Annotated in this window: 12 protein-coding genes and 2 pseudogenes; 4 read left to right on the top strand and 10 right to left on the bottom strand. The window is 64.0% G+C overall.

Features of this window, described 5'->3' with window-relative positions:
* Positions 1 to 184: 184 nt before the first annotated feature.
* From P0D89_RS09990 to P0D89_RS10015, 6 genes are all read right to left on the bottom strand, one after another.
* On the bottom strand, positions 185 to 1,330 hold the full coding sequence (locus tag P0D89_RS09990) for a DUF1501 domain-containing protein (RefSeq protein ID WP_408376474.1): 1,146 nt from the start codon (positions 1,328 to 1,330) through the stop codon (positions 185 to 187).
* A 5-nt stretch (positions 1,331 to 1,335) separates the two neighbouring features.
* Entirely contained in the window at positions 1,336 to 2,868 is a 1,533-nt protein-coding gene (locus P0D89_RS09995) for a DUF1800 domain-containing protein (RefSeq protein WP_408376475.1), read from the bottom strand.
* A 73-nt stretch (positions 2,869 to 2,941) separates the two neighbouring features.
* Positions 2,942 to 3,466, bottom strand: coding sequence for a periplasmic heavy metal sensor (locus tag P0D89_RS10000; RefSeq protein WP_408376476.1), 525 nt, complete (start codon positions 3,464 to 3,466; stop codon positions 2,942 to 2,944).
* Positions 3,463 to 3,879 carry a hypothetical protein gene (locus P0D89_RS10005; RefSeq protein ID WP_408376477.1) on the bottom strand — a complete coding sequence of 139 codons (417 nt, stop codon included), beginning with the start codon at positions 3,877 to 3,879 and terminating at the stop codon, positions 3,463 to 3,465. The genes P0D89_RS10000 and P0D89_RS10005 overlap by 4 nt, the downstream gene beginning before the upstream one ends.
* Positions 3,876 to 4,436, bottom strand: coding sequence for an RNA polymerase sigma factor (locus P0D89_RS10010; protein WP_408376478.1), 561 nt, complete (start codon positions 4,434 to 4,436; stop codon positions 3,876 to 3,878). Before P0D89_RS10010 ends, P0D89_RS10005 begins: the two co-directional genes overlap by 4 nt.
* Positions 4,437 to 4,928: 492 nt before the next feature.
* Complete coding sequence (locus P0D89_RS10015) at positions 4,929 to 5,249, bottom strand: YXWGXW repeat-containing protein (RefSeq protein WP_408368172.1); 321 nt, start codon at positions 5,247 to 5,249, stop codon at positions 4,929 to 4,931.
* A gap of 393 nt (positions 5,250 to 5,642) precedes the next feature.
* Between P0D89_RS10015 and P0D89_RS10020 the strand changes: the two genes are divergently transcribed.
* The 4 genes from P0D89_RS10020 to P0D89_RS10035 all read left to right on the top strand — a co-directional run bounded on the left by P0D89_RS10020 (position 5,643) and on the right by P0D89_RS10035 (position 10,494).
* Positions 5,643 to 7,535: a phospholipase C gene (locus P0D89_RS10020; protein WP_408376479.1), complete on the top strand. Its 1,893-nt coding sequence runs from the start codon at positions 5,643 to 5,645 to the stop codon at positions 7,533 to 7,535.
* Between the two features lie 175 nt (positions 7,536 to 7,710).
* Positions 7,711 to 9,153, top strand: coding sequence for a cytochrome-c peroxidase (locus tag P0D89_RS10025; protein WP_408376480.1), 1,443 nt, complete (start codon positions 7,711 to 7,713; stop codon positions 9,151 to 9,153).
* Between the two features lie 158 nt (positions 9,154 to 9,311).
* A complete protein-coding gene (locus tag P0D89_RS10030) occupies positions 9,312 to 9,989 on the top strand; it encodes an HAD family hydrolase (protein ID WP_408376481.1) in 678 nt (225 codons plus the stop codon).
* Between the two features lie 253 nt (positions 9,990 to 10,242).
* Positions 10,243 to 10,494 carry a hypothetical protein gene (locus P0D89_RS10035; protein WP_408376482.1) on the top strand — a complete coding sequence of 84 codons (252 nt, stop codon included), beginning with the start codon at positions 10,243 to 10,245 and terminating at the stop codon, positions 10,492 to 10,494.
* Positions 10,495 to 10,647: 153 nt separating this feature from the next.
* On the opposite strand, the gene P0D89_RS10040 is transcribed toward P0D89_RS10035, so the two are convergent.
* From P0D89_RS10040 to P0D89_RS10055, 4 genes and pseudogenes are all read right to left on the bottom strand, one after another.
* A complete protein-coding gene (locus P0D89_RS10040; protein ID WP_408376483.1) occupies positions 10,648 to 11,040 on the bottom strand; it encodes a carboxymuconolactone decarboxylase family protein in 393 nt (130 codons plus the stop codon).
* Between the two features lie 222 nt (positions 11,041 to 11,262).
* Positions 11,263 to 12,693 (bottom strand): mannose-1-phosphate guanylyltransferase/mannose-6-phosphate isomerase, encoded by a 1,431-nt coding sequence (locus P0D89_RS10045; protein WP_408376484.1) that lies wholly within the window; start codon positions 12,691 to 12,693, stop codon positions 11,263 to 11,265.
* 162 nt (positions 12,694 to 12,855) lie between these two features.
* A pseudogene (locus P0D89_RS10050) lies at positions 12,856 to 13,323 on the bottom strand (GNAT family N-acetyltransferase); the annotation flags it as partial.
* A 237-nt stretch (positions 13,324 to 13,560) separates the two neighbouring features.
* A pseudogene (locus P0D89_RS10055) lies at positions 13,561 to 13,878 on the bottom strand (ketoacyl-synthetase C-terminal extension domain-containing protein); the annotation flags it as partial.
* Positions 13,879 to 14,000 lie beyond the last annotated feature (122 nt).

A 14,000-nucleotide genomic window follows, 5' to 3' on the forward strand; every position in this document is an offset into this window, starting at 1 on the left:
CGTTCTGCGGATGCGCTACGCGGACATGTTGAAGGTGGAGTTGTGCTTGTCAGTGCTTGCGCAGCTTCGATCACATTCGCCGACAACCACAGGCCGTAAAACCCGAAATCGGAAAACGACGCCACCCGTCCACCCAGTTTCCATCAGCCGCGACCCTACCCGCATCACACTCCACGCACCACCATCACACGCTCACAACACCCGTCAGCGGCGTTCCCCCTGCTTTCCCAAACAGCGCCGACGCGGTGCGCTGAGGATCGAGCCCAAGACTCTCGCTCGCGGTGCCGGCGATCAACGCATCGAGCGAAGTCGTCGGCTTCAGGTCGCGCCCTTCGTAAAGCTCGCGCGACGCAAGACCCGGCCAATCGGCGATCACGCGTCCGCCCTGCACCGAACCGCCCAGCACCATCGCCGCCGACGCCGTACCGTGATCGGTGCCGCCCGTGCCGTTGGCCGCGGCAGTCCTGCCGAACTCGGTGGCCACCAGCACGGTGGTGCGGTTCCACAACGGGCCCATGCCGTCACGCAACGCCGCGAGCATCGCGTCGAGCGCTTTCAGCTGATTCGCGAGGCGCGCATTCTGCGCGCTGTGCGTATCCCACCCGCCGGTTTCGATCATCGCGATCCGTGGACCATCGTCGCGTGACAGAAAGCCGGCCGCGAGCTTGCCGAGGCTCGCCGGGTCCTGACGCGCACTGGCGTCGCCTGCGAGACCACGCGCCGTCATCGCCGACTCCCACAGCGGGCGCAATTGCGCGTCCTGCTCGTAGAGTTGCGAGACCCCCGTGAGCAGATCGTCGGGCGCTTGCGGCAATGCCGATGGCGCATACGACGTCACCGCCGCCGCTCCGCGCAGCGCCATCGGCACGGTCGGCGCGAAGGCTATCGCGTTTTCTCGCGTGGCGGGCAGTTGCGTAACGAGCCGGTTGAGCCACCCATCCTTGACCTGATACGGCGATGCGCCGCCCGTCTCCAGCACGTTCTGCCCGTCGAAGTGCGAGCGGTCGCGATAAGGCGACGCCACCGCGTGCACGAACAGCGCCTGCCGGTTCGCGTACATCGCGGCGGTCTGCGTGAGCGCCGGATGCAAGGCGAAGGTGCCGTCGAGCCTGGTTGCGTTCGACGTATCGATCGCGAGCGCACCGCGCAGCGTCGCATAGGCGGGTTCGGCGTAGGGCACGACGATGTTCAGCCCATCAGCGGCCCCACGCTGAATGACGAACACGAAACGGCGATCGGTGGCGACGCTCGCGAACGCGATGCGCGGCGACACGAGCAATGCGCCGGCGCCAGCGGCGGCGACGCTCAGAAAACTGCGGCGTGACAGCATGGCATTCATCTCCGTTGAAAATCCGGCGAGACCAGCAGCAGCGCGATCGCCGTGGACGCGCTTTCCGCACGTGCTACAGCCGTGGCCGTAGGCTCACCCAGCGATCCGGCCAGCAAGGTCTGCCCGAGCGAGCGGGCGTCGAGCCGGTCGCCGACGCGCGCGGCGAAACGCTGCGCCATTTCCACCCGGCGCACCAGCGCATCGGGCGCGGCCCAGCTCGCCGCGATGTCGTCGTAACCGGCGGGCGAGCCGGGGCGCCACACCGGCTGGCCGAGCTGCGTGAGAATCGGCGCGCTTTGCAGATTGCCGAGGTCCTGCCAGCCGAGTCCGCGCATCGAAGAAATGGTCCACTCCCACGGCGTCTTGAACTTCACCGCAGTCGGCGACCACGCTTGCGGCGTATCGAGCAGCGCGCGGTACACGGTCGGCAGATCGCCGCCGCTGCGCTCGAATGCATTCGCAAGACGTTCGCTCACGCCCGGCGGCGGATTGTCGGCGACGAAGTGGCGCGCCAGCTTGACGCCGATATGCTGTGCCGTCGCCGGGGCGCGTGCGAGATCGTGCAGGATCGCGAGCGCCTGCGCTTCGCCGGGTTCGTCGTAGCTGCGTCCCATGATGGTCCGCGAACCGGGCTCGTGCAGCGCCGCGCGAAACACGAAGCTGCCGGGCGCGGCGTTCTGCTCGATGCCGCGCCGGTTTGGGTTGGCGAGGTTGCCCGCATTGCCGGGATTGCCGGCGAGACTCCAGCCGGTCAGCGCGCGCGCGAATTCGGTGACGTCGTCCTGGCTATAGCCGCTGCGCACGCCGAGCGTGTGCAGTTCCATGATCTCGCGCGCGAGGTTTTCGTTCAGACCGCGTTTGCGCTCGGGGTTGCGTTGCGCCGCGCGCAGCGCCGCCATGCTGTCCGGCCCGACCGAACGAGTCTGATCGAGAAACACTTGCATGGCCGGATGACGTTCGACCGCCACCAGCATGTCCTCGAAGCGGCCGAGCACGTGCGGGCGGATCGCCTCCGCTTCGAACGAGCCGGCCAGCGCGGCGACGCCGGCTTTCTCGACGGAGACCGCGAAGTGGTTGGACCAGAAATGCACGAGGCGTTCGACGAACGGCGCCGGTGTGGTCAACGCGCTCGCCACGCGCGCATTCACCGACGCGCGGTACATGTCGAGTATTTCGCCACGCAGGGCTTTTCGTTCGGCTTGCTTCGCGGTTTGGGCATTGGATTGTGCGCTGATCTGAGCATTGGTTTGCGCAGCCGCGGACGCACTGCTCGCCGCTCCCACCTGATTGACACCCGCGCTCTCTGCCGGATTCTGCCGCGCCTGCTGACTGAATTGCATGCGCTGCTGCGCCAGTTCGGTCGACAACGCCACCGAGTCGGGCTGGCTCGCCCACGCGGCCGGCCGTGGCTGATATAGCTCGAACTCTGCGAGCAGCCAGCCCTTCGGATCGGCGGGCGGCGCGTCGTCGGCACGCGCGCCGAGGCCGAAGCGGTTCAGCGCAATCGCCGCTGCGTTCAGGTTCGGTGAGTTAGCCATACCCCCCTCTTCGGCATCGGATATGTGTTAAACGGCCGCCCGTCGATAATCCGTCGCGCCCGTGCGTCTTTTTTCAATCACCCGAAGTTTCGCCCGACGCCGGCTTTGCCCGGCTAGCCTGATTCTGCGCATTGCCCGCCGCCGGCTCACGCCACTGCCCGCGCAACTTCAGGCTCTCGGCGAACCGCACCCGCTCCTCGGGCGACAGCGTCGCTGCAAAATCCGCCACGCTGCCTTCCATCTGCGCGCGCAGACTGCTGTCGGCCGCCCGCGTGCGGGCCAGCGCGGCATCCAGCGCCGCGCGATCGAGTTGCGGCGCCGCGAGCACGCGCAGCACCTCGCGCCGCCCATCGCGTCCCTCGCGCGCAAACTGCCGCCCTTCGCGGCGCGCATTCTTCAGGCCGTCGATAAAGTTCTGCTGCCGCTCGGCGGACAACGTCTGCGCCGCGAAGCGCAGCGCGCGCTGTTGCGCGAGCACCGGCGCGTTGGCGCCGTGCGCTGCGTACCATTGATAAGCACCTCCGAGGATCGCGCCCAGCAAGAACACATTGAGCACGAGCGACGCCACTAGTACGACTTTCCACGACCGGCCGTTCATTCGCCGCTCCAATCGGCGGACGTGCCACCGAAGCTCGAAGTTAAATAAGAGGATTCGTGCAGCGGCAGCGCGTTCTCCGTCAGCACGAAGAACGACACCGCGAACGCGCCGGCCACGCCGCCCAGCAGCCCGACACCGGCGACCGCCGCGCCCGACCACCACAGCCGCCGCCGCGCCGCCGGCCGCCGCAGCGGCGCGCGCTCGACGATGCGTTGCTGCAACGCCATGCCCGGCGGATCGATGTTGTCGGCTGCGAGCCACGCGTCGATGCTGGCGGCGTCGCTCAACACCGCGTCTGCTTCCGCGCGATGCGAGCTCGCCCAGGCTTCTGCCGCCGCGCGCTCCTGCAACGGCCAGCGACGCGGATCGGCACCGTAGGCTTGAACGATCTGATGGAATCTTTCGGGCGTCATGACTTGTCCTTGCTAAGGCCGCTGCCGGCCAGTTGAGCGCGCAGATTGCGGCGCGCGCGGGCCAGCAGACTTTCCAACGCATCGACGGTGATGCCCATCAGGGCCGCGGCGTCGATGTTCGACATCTCCTGGTAGTAGCTGAGCACGAGTGCCTCGCGATGCCGCGCCGGCAATGCGGCGAGCGCGGCGCGCACCCGTTCGTCCTGCGCGCGCGCTTCGAGACGGGCGTCGGGCGGCGCGGCGGGATCGGCCTCTTCGGGCAGTTCGTCGCGCGGGTCTTCGCGCCGGCCGCGCAAACGGTCGTAGCAGAGATTGAGCGCGACGCGATGAATCCAGGTGTCGAATTTCGCGTCGCCTTCGCGCCAGAGCGACGCCTGTTTCCAGATTCGCACGAACACTTCCTGCGCGACGTCCTCCGCTTCCATGCGGTCGCCCAGCATGCGCATCGCGAGGGCGAGCAGACGCGGCAACTTACGCGCGACGAGCGAACGCACCGCAGCCGGGTCCTGGCGGCCGACCCGCTCGATCAGCTCGGCGTCGGGATCGCGATCGCTCAAGGCGTGGCGCTCCAGCGCGCGAGTGGGGGGCGGCGGGTGGATGGTCTCGGGCGTTGCGGTTCGGGTTGCCGAAGCTCGAACCCGCGCGCCCCGAACCCATGCAGCCGAGGCCATGGCCGCATGACTCGCGCGCGCTCGCACCGGACCGCCCCGACGCGTCGCCTCATGGAACGAACGTGGTTCACTTGCCGCGGCTCCTTCCGATGCAACTCACGTTGGTCTCACCTCTAACAGATCGTTGCAGGCGCACCGCATCGAACGGCACACGCGAACGGCGAGTCGCAGAGCACTACGCGCTGCGCCAGTCGCGATCAATATACGATGACCGCCGGCCGATAGTAGGCCGGCCGCGCCGGGTAGACCACACAGCCGGCGAGCGAGACCGCCAGCAGAATCATTGCGAGCATTTTCACGGCAGCCTGCCTGGTTGAATGACGAGAAGCGTGATGCAAAGCGCCAAAGCGCGTCGCACGGCGTCGTGGGACGCCCCGTTCACGCCCAATGCCCTTCCACCCAGCGCCAGTTCGGCCCGCGCTGCGCCCAGTGCCCCGGCACCCAGTGATAGCCGATGCGCACCGGCTGCCAGTGTCCCTGCACCCACACATAACGGCCGTGCTCCCAGCGCCAGCGTCCTTGATCCCACACATAGCCGGCGCGCGGCGCGGGGACGACTTCCACACGCGGCGTCGGCGGCGCCATCGGCGCGACGATCACGGCCTGAGCCAGCGCGGGCGCGGCCGTCAGCATGACGGCGCCCCACAGCGAGGCGGCCAGCATGGAGCCCAGAAAGCGAAGCGGTCGACTCGATTTCATATTGGTTTCTCCCATTAGATGCAAAGCCCGAAGCGGCTCCGTTTCTTCTTGAACGCAGCAGCGGAAAAAATCCGTCGCTGCGATTGGCGCTGGAAGAAAACGCGTGGAAATACGCGCTGCGTGACGGCGAAAACAGGCTTGCCGAATGAGCCGATGAGAGACCCGATGAATGAACCCGCGTCAGCGTAACGACAGCAAGGGTTATACAAATGAATGGCGAACGAGAGCCAACGTAATGTTTACGCCCCGAAATATTCACCATTGAATGGTTCAATGCGCGCAGTTTTAAGCGGTAAAAGCACTAGCTGTATTTCTAACAATATCCCCCCAGCGCAATCCACACGCTTGTCGATGGAAACGCTGAACGGCGAAGTCGAATCTGGAGCCAGTCACATGTTCCGTAGAACCCTGTTACCCATTCCGTTTGCCGCGCTGCTCACGCTCGCTGCATGCGGCAGCAATAGCGTCAGCTCGACCGCGTCCGCGCCGACCGGCGCATCGACGCCGGCCGTCTCGGCGCAGGACGCTGTCGCAACGGCCACGCCGATCAAGCACGTGGTGGTGATTTTCGGCGAGAACGTCTCGTTCGATCACTACTTCGCGACCTACCCGAACGCCCCGACCGGCAACGGTGAACCGCAATTCACCCCCGCCGCGAACACGCAGACGGACATCAATACGCTCGCGCACGCCGGCCTGTTGACCACCGCCAATCCGAATGCGGCAGCCACGTCACCGAACGTCGCGAACGCGACGGTCAACGGTGTGGCGACGACGCCGCCGAACGTTGGCGGCGTCACGCTGACCTCCGCCCTGGCGCAACCGTTCCGCCTCGACCGCACTCAAGCCAATACGAAGAGCCAGAACCACAGCTACGGCCCGGAACAGCTGGCTGACGACAACGACAAGATGGACGGGTTCCCGCTGTTCACGTCGGCCGCCACCGTCGTCGGCGGCAGCACCGGCGCCTTCGGCTCCGCCGCGCAGGTGCTCGGCTACTTCGACGGCAATACCGTCACCGGGATGTGGAATTACGCCCAGAACTTCGCGATGAGCGATAACGCGTGGACCGACACGTTCGGTCCGTCGACGCCCGGCGCGGTCGAGGTGGTCTCTGGCCAGAACAACGGTATCCAGATGTTCAAGACCACGTCGACGACGGATACGACCCCCGGCACCGCCGTTTCGGGCACCAGCTCGTCACCGAGCGGCAATGCGATCATCGACGGTCAAGGCGGCTTCACGCTGATCGGTGACCTCGACCCGGCTGGCGACCTCTGTACGAATCAATCCGACAGCACGGGCACAGTGGCGGCGCAGTTCTCGCCTAAAGTCAAGAATATCGGCGACCTGCTGAACACGAAGAACATCACGTGGGGCGGCTTCATGGGCGGCTTCAACCTGTCGACCATGAACCCGAATGGCACGACGAGCTGCAAACGCTCGACGTTCTCGTCGGTGCTCAACAGCTCCCCGGCCGACTACGTTCAGCATCACGCGTGGTTCCAGTACTTCCCGTCGACCGCCAACCCGACGCACCAGCGTCCGACGTCCACGGCGATGATCGGCTTCACCGAGCCGACGTTGGACAACACGGCAACGCCGGTTCACCACCAGTACGACGTGGATGACTTTTTCACCGCGGTGAAGGCCGGCAACTATCCGTCGGTCAGTTTCCTGAAGGCCCCCGCTGTTGGTGACGGCCACCCGGGCAATTCGGACCCGCTCGACGAACAGCAATTTGTCGTGAAGGTGATCAACTTCCTGCAACAACAGCCGGACTGGAAGAACACCGCTGTCATCATCGCCTACGACGACTCGGACGGCTGGTATGACCACCAGGCGCCGAAGATCCTGAACTCGTCGTTCGACAAGTCGCTGGCGATCACGGCGAGCAACAGCGGCGCGACGACCAAGCCGGTATTCCAGGGTGCTGACCAGTTGACCGCCGCGGGGGAGTGTAACGGCGCTGGCGCCACGCAGCCACTCGGTGTGAATGGCGGTGCTGTGAACGGCCGCTGCGGCCCGGCTACGCGTACGCCGTTCGTGGTGGTGTCGCCCTGGGCCAAGACGAACTTCGTCGACCATACGCAGATTACCCAGGCGTCTGTCGTCAAGTTCATCGAAGACAACTGGCTCGGCGGCACGCGCCTCGGCAACGCATCGTTCGATGCAACTGCAGGCGATATCCGCAGCATGCTGAACCTGACCGGTACGGGCAACGCACCGACGGTGTTCCTCGATCCGACTTTCGGCACCAAGCTCGCCGCAGCACCGGCGAACTGACCGGCAGTCATGAAACAGGCTTCCCGTAGCACGCGGGGCGCGGCACCCTTGTGTGCCGTGCATGCCGTACCACTGCGCGGGAAGCGCCCCAAGCCGTAACTCGTGTCGAGCCCGTACGCAAACCGTACCGGCTCGACATTTTTTTATGGCCTTATCCCTTGTTGTCACAATCGCCATGAGCCTTCGCCCGAACACCCTGCCGCCTACCCTGCCCGCCGGCAACGATTCGAACGCCAGCGCCGCCAGGCGATCGCCAGGCCGCGCCGTGGGATGGACAGTCGCCGTCCTCGCGGCAGGATGCGCCGCCTTTGCCGCTTACGCGGTAACTTATCCGGAGCGTATGCCGCTCGCGATCGGCACCATCGTCGAAGACATCACCGGCGCCAATCCACAGCCGGTTCAGCTACTGATTCCCCCGCCCGCGCCCTTGAGCGCCGTTGCACAGCTCGGCCGCAACATTTTCTACGATGCGTCACTGTCCGCATCGGGCAAGCAGTCGTGCGCGTCGTGTCATAGCCCCGAACATGCCTACGGCCCGCCGAACAACCTGGCAGTCCAACTCGGCGGTCCGCATATGACCGAAGCGGGCTACCGGCCGCCACCATCGCTTGCCTACCTGTACCGGCAGGCACCGTTCAGCATTGGTCCCGACGCGAGCGATATGGACGCCGCGCCGGTTACGCTACAGCAGGCCGCGGCAAGCGCGACGGGTGTGCAGCGCGCGGTAAAGACGGCCGGCGTCGCGCCGGCGGCGCCCGCGATGGTGCCGCAAGGCGGCCTGTTTTGGGACGGTCGTGCGAGCACCCTTCAGGACCAGGCGATCGGTCCACTGACCAATCCTGTCGAAATGGCCAACCCGAGCGTCGCGGATGTCGCGCGCAAGCTGGAAAATGCGCCGTATCTGGATCAGTTCAAGAAACTTTTTGGCGATTCGATCGTGAACCGGCCCGGAATGCTGGTTGAAGAAGCGATGTTCGCCGTGGGCCGTTACCAGTTCGAAGACGCGTCGTTCCACCAGTTCACCAGCAAGTACGACTACTGGCTGCAAGGCCACGCGCGCTTGACGCAGGCCGAGCTGCGCGGACTCCGCCTGTTCAACGATCCCGACAAGGCAAACTGCGCCGGCTGCCACCTGAGCAAGCCGACCCTCGACCGCCTGCCGCCGCTGTTCACCGATACGCAATACGAAGCGCTCGGCGTGCCGCGCAACCGCAACCTCCCGCTCAACAAAGATCCGAAGTTCTACGACATGGGCGTGTGCGGCCCATTCCGCTCCGACGTGAAGGACCTCACACAATACTGCGGCATGTTCCTGACGCCAACGCTGCGCAACGTCGCCACGCGCCACGTGTTCTTCCACAACGGCGTGTACCACGACCTCAAGCAGGTGATGGACTTCTACAACCTGCGCAATACGGAGCCCGAGAAGATCTATCCGCGCGATGCGTCGGGCAAGGTGCAGAAGTACAACGATCTGCCGCGTCAGTATCAGGCCAACATCGATTCCGCAGACGCACCGTTGGACCGCAAGTTCGGCGACCAACCCGCGATGACCGATCAGGATATTCAGGACATCATCGCATTCATGAAGACGCTGAGCGACGGGTATAAGGAATGAGGATGTGATCGCGTGAAGGCGGGGTTACGTTGTCATTGCGCTGCCTTCGCGCGGTTTTGCGTGGCCTTGGTGTGGCGATCGCATAGCCTTGGCGCGGCGGCGCGCGAGCCGGTGAGGTATCCTTGCCGGTTCCGCGACCTCTATCCCTACCCCGCCCGATGGCCGATTTCCCCTTCGACGCCGTACTCTTCGACTGCGACGGCGTGCTCGTCGACTCCGAACCCATCACCAACCGCGTGCTGACCGAGATGCTCGGCGAGCTGGGCTGGCAATTGAGCGTCGAAGAGACGATGCGCATTTTCGTCGGCAAGATGGTCAAGGACGAAGCGCCGCTGATCGAGGCACGCACCGGCTTTGCGATCACCTCCGACTGGCTCATGCAGTTTCGCGAGCGCCGCAATACGGCGCTCGATCACGAGTTGCCGGCTATTGCGGGCGCGGCGTCGGCGGTGCGAGCGCTTCATAGCGTGCTGGACGGACGCATCGCGGTCGCGTCCGGCGCCGACCGGATCAAGGTCGAATTGCAGCTGGCCAAGGCCGGCATTCTCGACTGCTTCGAAGGACGCATCTTCAGCGGTCACGAATTGCCTCGCAGCAAGCCGTTTCCCGATGTGTATCTGGCGGCCGCCGCCGCGTTGGGCGTGAACCCGAAACGTTGTGCGGTGGTGGAGGACACGGTGACGGGCGCGACCGCGGGCGTCGCTGCCGGCGCGACCGTGTTCGGCTATTGTCCGGCGGAACTCGGCCATAGCAGCGCGACCGCGCTGCACGTCTTTCAGGACATGGCCGAATTGCCCGCATTGCTCGCGCAATGGCGCGGGCTCACCACGGGCTGAGGTCGAACGCTCTTTGATGTGTGGAATCGAGCGCGCGGTTCAGCGTTCGTGAGAATCGTGAGAAGAAATGTCGGCGCCGTCACGACACCGGCGCTTCGCAAGTTGGTTCGTGGCTATCACTTTGCGCGCGCACGTTTGCGTTGAGTGAAGCCCGCGCCGCTTTTGCGGCGCATGGCATGGTGTGTGCGAATGGAATGCGTGAGCGCGGCATTGCCCGGGCTCGTTGCCAATCCAACCTTCCAGGAGATCCACCATGACAACCATGATCCTTAAAGACCTGTCCCGCTTCGACGAACTCGACCATGCGGCGTCGCAATCCGTGCGCGGCGGCATTGCCTACATCACGCGTGGCGCCCCCGAGGGATGCAACGGCGGTGTCGTGCCGCCGGTTTTCGTCCACCCCGGCTGGGGCGGGTACCCGCCGGTTCACGTCGGTTGCGGCCCGGTGCTGAAGCCTTACGGGCACCCGCCTGTGTATCCGGTGGGAGTGATTACGCCGATGTGAGCGGCGCGTACTCGACACCTCGGTATGTGAAAGTTGCGAAGCAGGCTCCGCTTATGGCGCTTCCGATCTTCGGCGGGTGCCTGCTTTGTTCTGGTTTGCTTTTGCTTGTCTTGCTTCGCGGCGCACGCCGTTGGCGAGTTTGCGATCGTGGCTTTACTCGAAAGCCGGGTCGATCGGCACGCGATACCCAACCGCGAGACGATTGGTTTCGTTAGCCATCCCAACTACTGCCATCAGCTCGCTGAACATCTCGTCGGTCATGCCCGCGCGGCGTGCGGCGGCCGTGTGACTCGCGACGCAGTAGCCGCAGTTGTTCGTCACGCTCACCGCGACGTAAAGCAGTTCCTTGATCAACGGATCGAGTGCGCCAGGCGCCATCACGTCTTTCAAACTGTCCCATGTGCGCGCGAGCGTCGGTGGATGCTGCGCGATGTACTTCCAGAAGTTGTTGACGTCGTCGACCTGGTGGGTCCGCTTGATGTCGTCGTAGACGGCTTTGACTTCGGGCGGTGCGGCGGAGTATTCGACGGCTTTGGGCTGGGTCATGGGTCCTCCGATCGGGGGATGGGAAATAGCGGCATTATGCGTAGGTAGGCTGCGGCCGGCTATTGCGGGCTAGGATGTCGTTCAGTTTAGCGGGTGTGGGTTGGGTTGTGTTTGGCGGAAAATACGCATGGCAAATGCCGGGGAGTAAAAAAGCCACCAGTCTTGCGACGGGTGGCCTCGGTAAGCATGCTAAACCTACGAAAACGAGTGAAGCGAACTCCGTTAAGCCTTGGCTACACGTCCATAGGTGTCTTCGAAACGCACAATGTCGTCCTCGCCCAGATAGGCGCCCGACTGCACTTCGATCAACTCCAGCGGAATCATGCCCGGGTTCAGCAACCGATGCGTAACTCCCACCGGGATGTAAGTCGACTGATTCTCGGTCAGGATGATTTCCTTGTCGCCGTTCGTGACGAGTGCGGTGCCCTTCACCACGATCCAATGTTCCGCGCGATGATGATGCATCTGCAAGCTCAATTGCGCCCCTGGGCTGACGACGATGCGCTTGACCTGGAAGCGGTCGCCGCTGTCGATGCCTTCGTACGAACCCCATGGGCGCACCACACGACGGTGCGTGACGGATTCGTGGCGCCCCATTTCATTCAATTGCGCAACGATCTTCTTCACATCCTGCGCCTGGTCGCGATGCGCGACGAGCACAGCATCCGCAGTTTCAACGACAACGATGTTATCCAGACCGATCGCCGCCACGAGGCGATGTTCCGCGCGTATGTACGAATTGGTCACGGCATCCGTCAACACATCGCCGATCAATGCATTTTCTTGCGCATCGCGCTCCGCAATGTCAGCAAGCGCGGTCCAGGAGCCGATGTCATTCCAGCCAAGATCAGCTACCGCAACGACCGCCGCCCGCTTCGTTTTCTCCATCACTGCATGATCGACGGAGATGTTCGGGCAGGCGGAGAAGGCTTGCGCATCGAGGCGTACGAAGTCGTTGTCGTGCTGACCGGCCTCGAGTGAAAGCTCCGCCTGTGCAGCGATTTCGGGCTCGTGGCGGCGCAGTTCCTCCATGTACGTGTAGGCCTTCAGCATGAACATGCCACTATTCCAGTAGTATCCGCCATCTGCAAGGAAGCGCTCCGCCGTCGCCGCATCCGGCTTTTCGACAAATGTATCGACCGCAAACGTCTTTGCGCCTGTGACGAGTTCGGCGCCCGCACGAATGTATCCGTAGCCTGTGTGCGGTTCAGTCGGAGTAATGCCGAAGGTCACCAGGTAGCCATCTTTCGCGATCTGCGCGCCTGTCTCGACCGCCTTCACAAAGGCCGCTTCGCCAGCAATCACGTGATCGGACGGCAAAACGAGCAGCAATGAATCGGGAGTGTCGCGCATGGCAAGAAGCGCCGACACCGCGATAGCTGCCGCCGTGTTGCGGCTCACCGGCTCAAGTACGATCGCCGACGACTTGACATTGACCTCACGCAACTGTTCGGCAACCAGAAAGCGCTGCTCAGTATTCGTAACGACGATCGGAGATGAACTGTCGTTGATTCCTCGCAGGCGCAATGCGGTCTGCTGAATCAGGGTATTTTCGCTCGTCAACTTGAGATACTGCTTAGGGTAGCCACCGCGCGACATCGGCCACAGTCGCGTCCCGCTTCCACCGCAAAGAATCACCGGATGAATGTGCATCGTCTAACTTCCTTTCTACCTATTGTTTTAACGGACATTGGTACATCACTCCGACGGCACTACTTCTGCTGACGGAGCCTCTCGAACCGTACCGGCATTACATCTTCTATTCGCACGCCGATTTCTGAATCACATTGACCAGGCTTAACCTCGAACCACCGCTCATCCCCTTCCCACAAACCCCATCCGTACCGATTCAAGTTCACGCGGCAATCGCGGCGAAACCGGGCCACGGCGCGGCAATTCGACAAACCCCAAACGTCGATACAGATCGTATGCGCGCGTATTGCTGACCAGCACATCCAATACGATCTGCCGGCCGCCGTCGCCATCCATTGAGCCTGCATGCAACGCGTTGGTGAAAAGCGCACTAAACACCCCGGTGCCGCGCATCGGCTCACGCGTCGCGCAATGGGCGATCAGCGATTGCGACGACTTCGGCGCCGGCAATTCGCTCTCCAGCACAAGCCCGCGCAACAGCATGCGAACGGTGCGGCGCACACCAAAAAACAGCAGCAGCATCAGCGCGACGTGAGGATCGTCGAACCGGGTCAGACGGCCGTCGTGCACCGCGAGTACCGCGGCCACCTGATCGTCGCCGGCAACAGCAGCGCGGTGGCGCCGATACGAGCAACTGCTTGCCCGTGCCTGCCCACTGGAGCCGTTGCCGGAGAACACCAGCACGAGACGTGTGTCGTGGCCGAGAGTATCGCCTTGCATGAGTGCCGGTTCTGTGTGATCCGTCGCCGGCGCAACCCGCGCGCCGAGTGCCGCGCGTGCTTCGGGCAGCGTCGACGGCGCGACGGTTGCGCGATGCTTGAGCCATTGGCGCCGATGCGCCGCATTGGCGGCCAACGTATTCCATGGCGTGCCGTTGTCGAGCGAAGGCAGATAGCGTGCCGCGGTTTGCGGCAGCGCGGCTGCGGAACGGGTCGAGAGGATGAGGGGCAGCAGTGCCGTTTCGCTTGCGGCTGCCATGGCGTGAGCACCGGCCCCAGTCGCAGCTGCCGGCGGTTCGCGCAGCACGATATGTGCATTCGTGCCGTTGAAGCCAAACGAGTTGACGCCGATCACGAGTTGCTGTCCGTCGTTATCGAGCGAAGTCAGACGATCGACGACGCGCAGTCGGCCGCCGACGAAATCTATCGCCGGATTGGGCGTTTCGAAACGCAGCGTCTTCGGCACCGCGCGGTGATTCAGGCACAGAATCGCCTTGTGAAACGTGCATCACGTCTGTCACTCGAAAGGCATCTGTTGGAGGTGTCGTTTTTTCAGGTCGGATACCATCCGGGACAGTCTCCGTGCTT

The sequence above is a fragment of the Paraburkholderia sp. RL18-085-BIA-A genome, from assembly GCF_046027075.1.
In the GTDB taxonomy this organism is placed as follows: domain Bacteria; phylum Pseudomonadota; class Gammaproteobacteria; order Burkholderiales; family Burkholderiaceae; genus Paraburkholderia.

What these genes read in the sequence shown, in the direction of transcription:
- P0D89_RS10030 (WP_408376481.1), top strand. Translation starts at nt 9,312, where the DNA reads ATGGCCGATTTCCCCTTCGACGCCGTACTCTTCGACTGCGACGGCGTG.
- P0D89_RS10015 (WP_408368172.1), bottom strand. Translation starts at nt 5,249, where the DNA reads ATGAAATCGAGTCGACCGCTTCGCTTTCTGGGCTCCATGCTGGCCGCC.
- P0D89_RS09995 (WP_408376475.1), bottom strand. Translation starts at nt 2,868, where the DNA reads ATGGCTAACTCACCGAACCTGAACGCAGCGGCGATTGCGCTGAACCGC.
- P0D89_RS09990 (WP_408376474.1), bottom strand. Translation starts at nt 1,330, where the DNA reads ATGCTGTCACGCCGCAGTTTTCTGAGCGTCGCCGCCGCTGGCGCCGGC.
- P0D89_RS10045 (WP_408376484.1), bottom strand. Translation starts at nt 12,693, where the DNA reads ATGCACATTCATCCGGTGATTCTTTGCGGTGGAAGCGGGACGCGACTG.
- P0D89_RS10005 (WP_408376477.1), bottom strand. Translation starts at nt 3,879, where the DNA reads ATGACGCCCGAAAGATTCCATCAGATCGTTCAAGCCTACGGTGCCGAT.
- P0D89_RS10020 (WP_408376479.1), top strand. Translation starts at nt 5,643, where the DNA reads ATGTTCCGTAGAACCCTGTTACCCATTCCGTTTGCCGCGCTGCTCACG.
- P0D89_RS10025 (WP_408376480.1), top strand. Translation starts at nt 7,711, where the DNA reads ATGAGCCTTCGCCCGAACACCCTGCCGCCTACCCTGCCCGCCGGCAAC.
- P0D89_RS10000 (WP_408376476.1), bottom strand. Translation starts at nt 3,466, where the DNA reads ATGAACGGCCGGTCGTGGAAAGTCGTACTAGTGGCGTCGCTCGTGCTC.
- P0D89_RS10040 (WP_408376483.1), bottom strand. Translation starts at nt 11,040, where the DNA reads ATGACCCAGCCCAAAGCCGTCGAATACTCCGCCGCACCGCCCGAAGTC.
- P0D89_RS10035 (WP_408376482.1), top strand. Translation starts at nt 10,243, where the DNA reads ATGACAACCATGATCCTTAAAGACCTGTCCCGCTTCGACGAACTCGAC.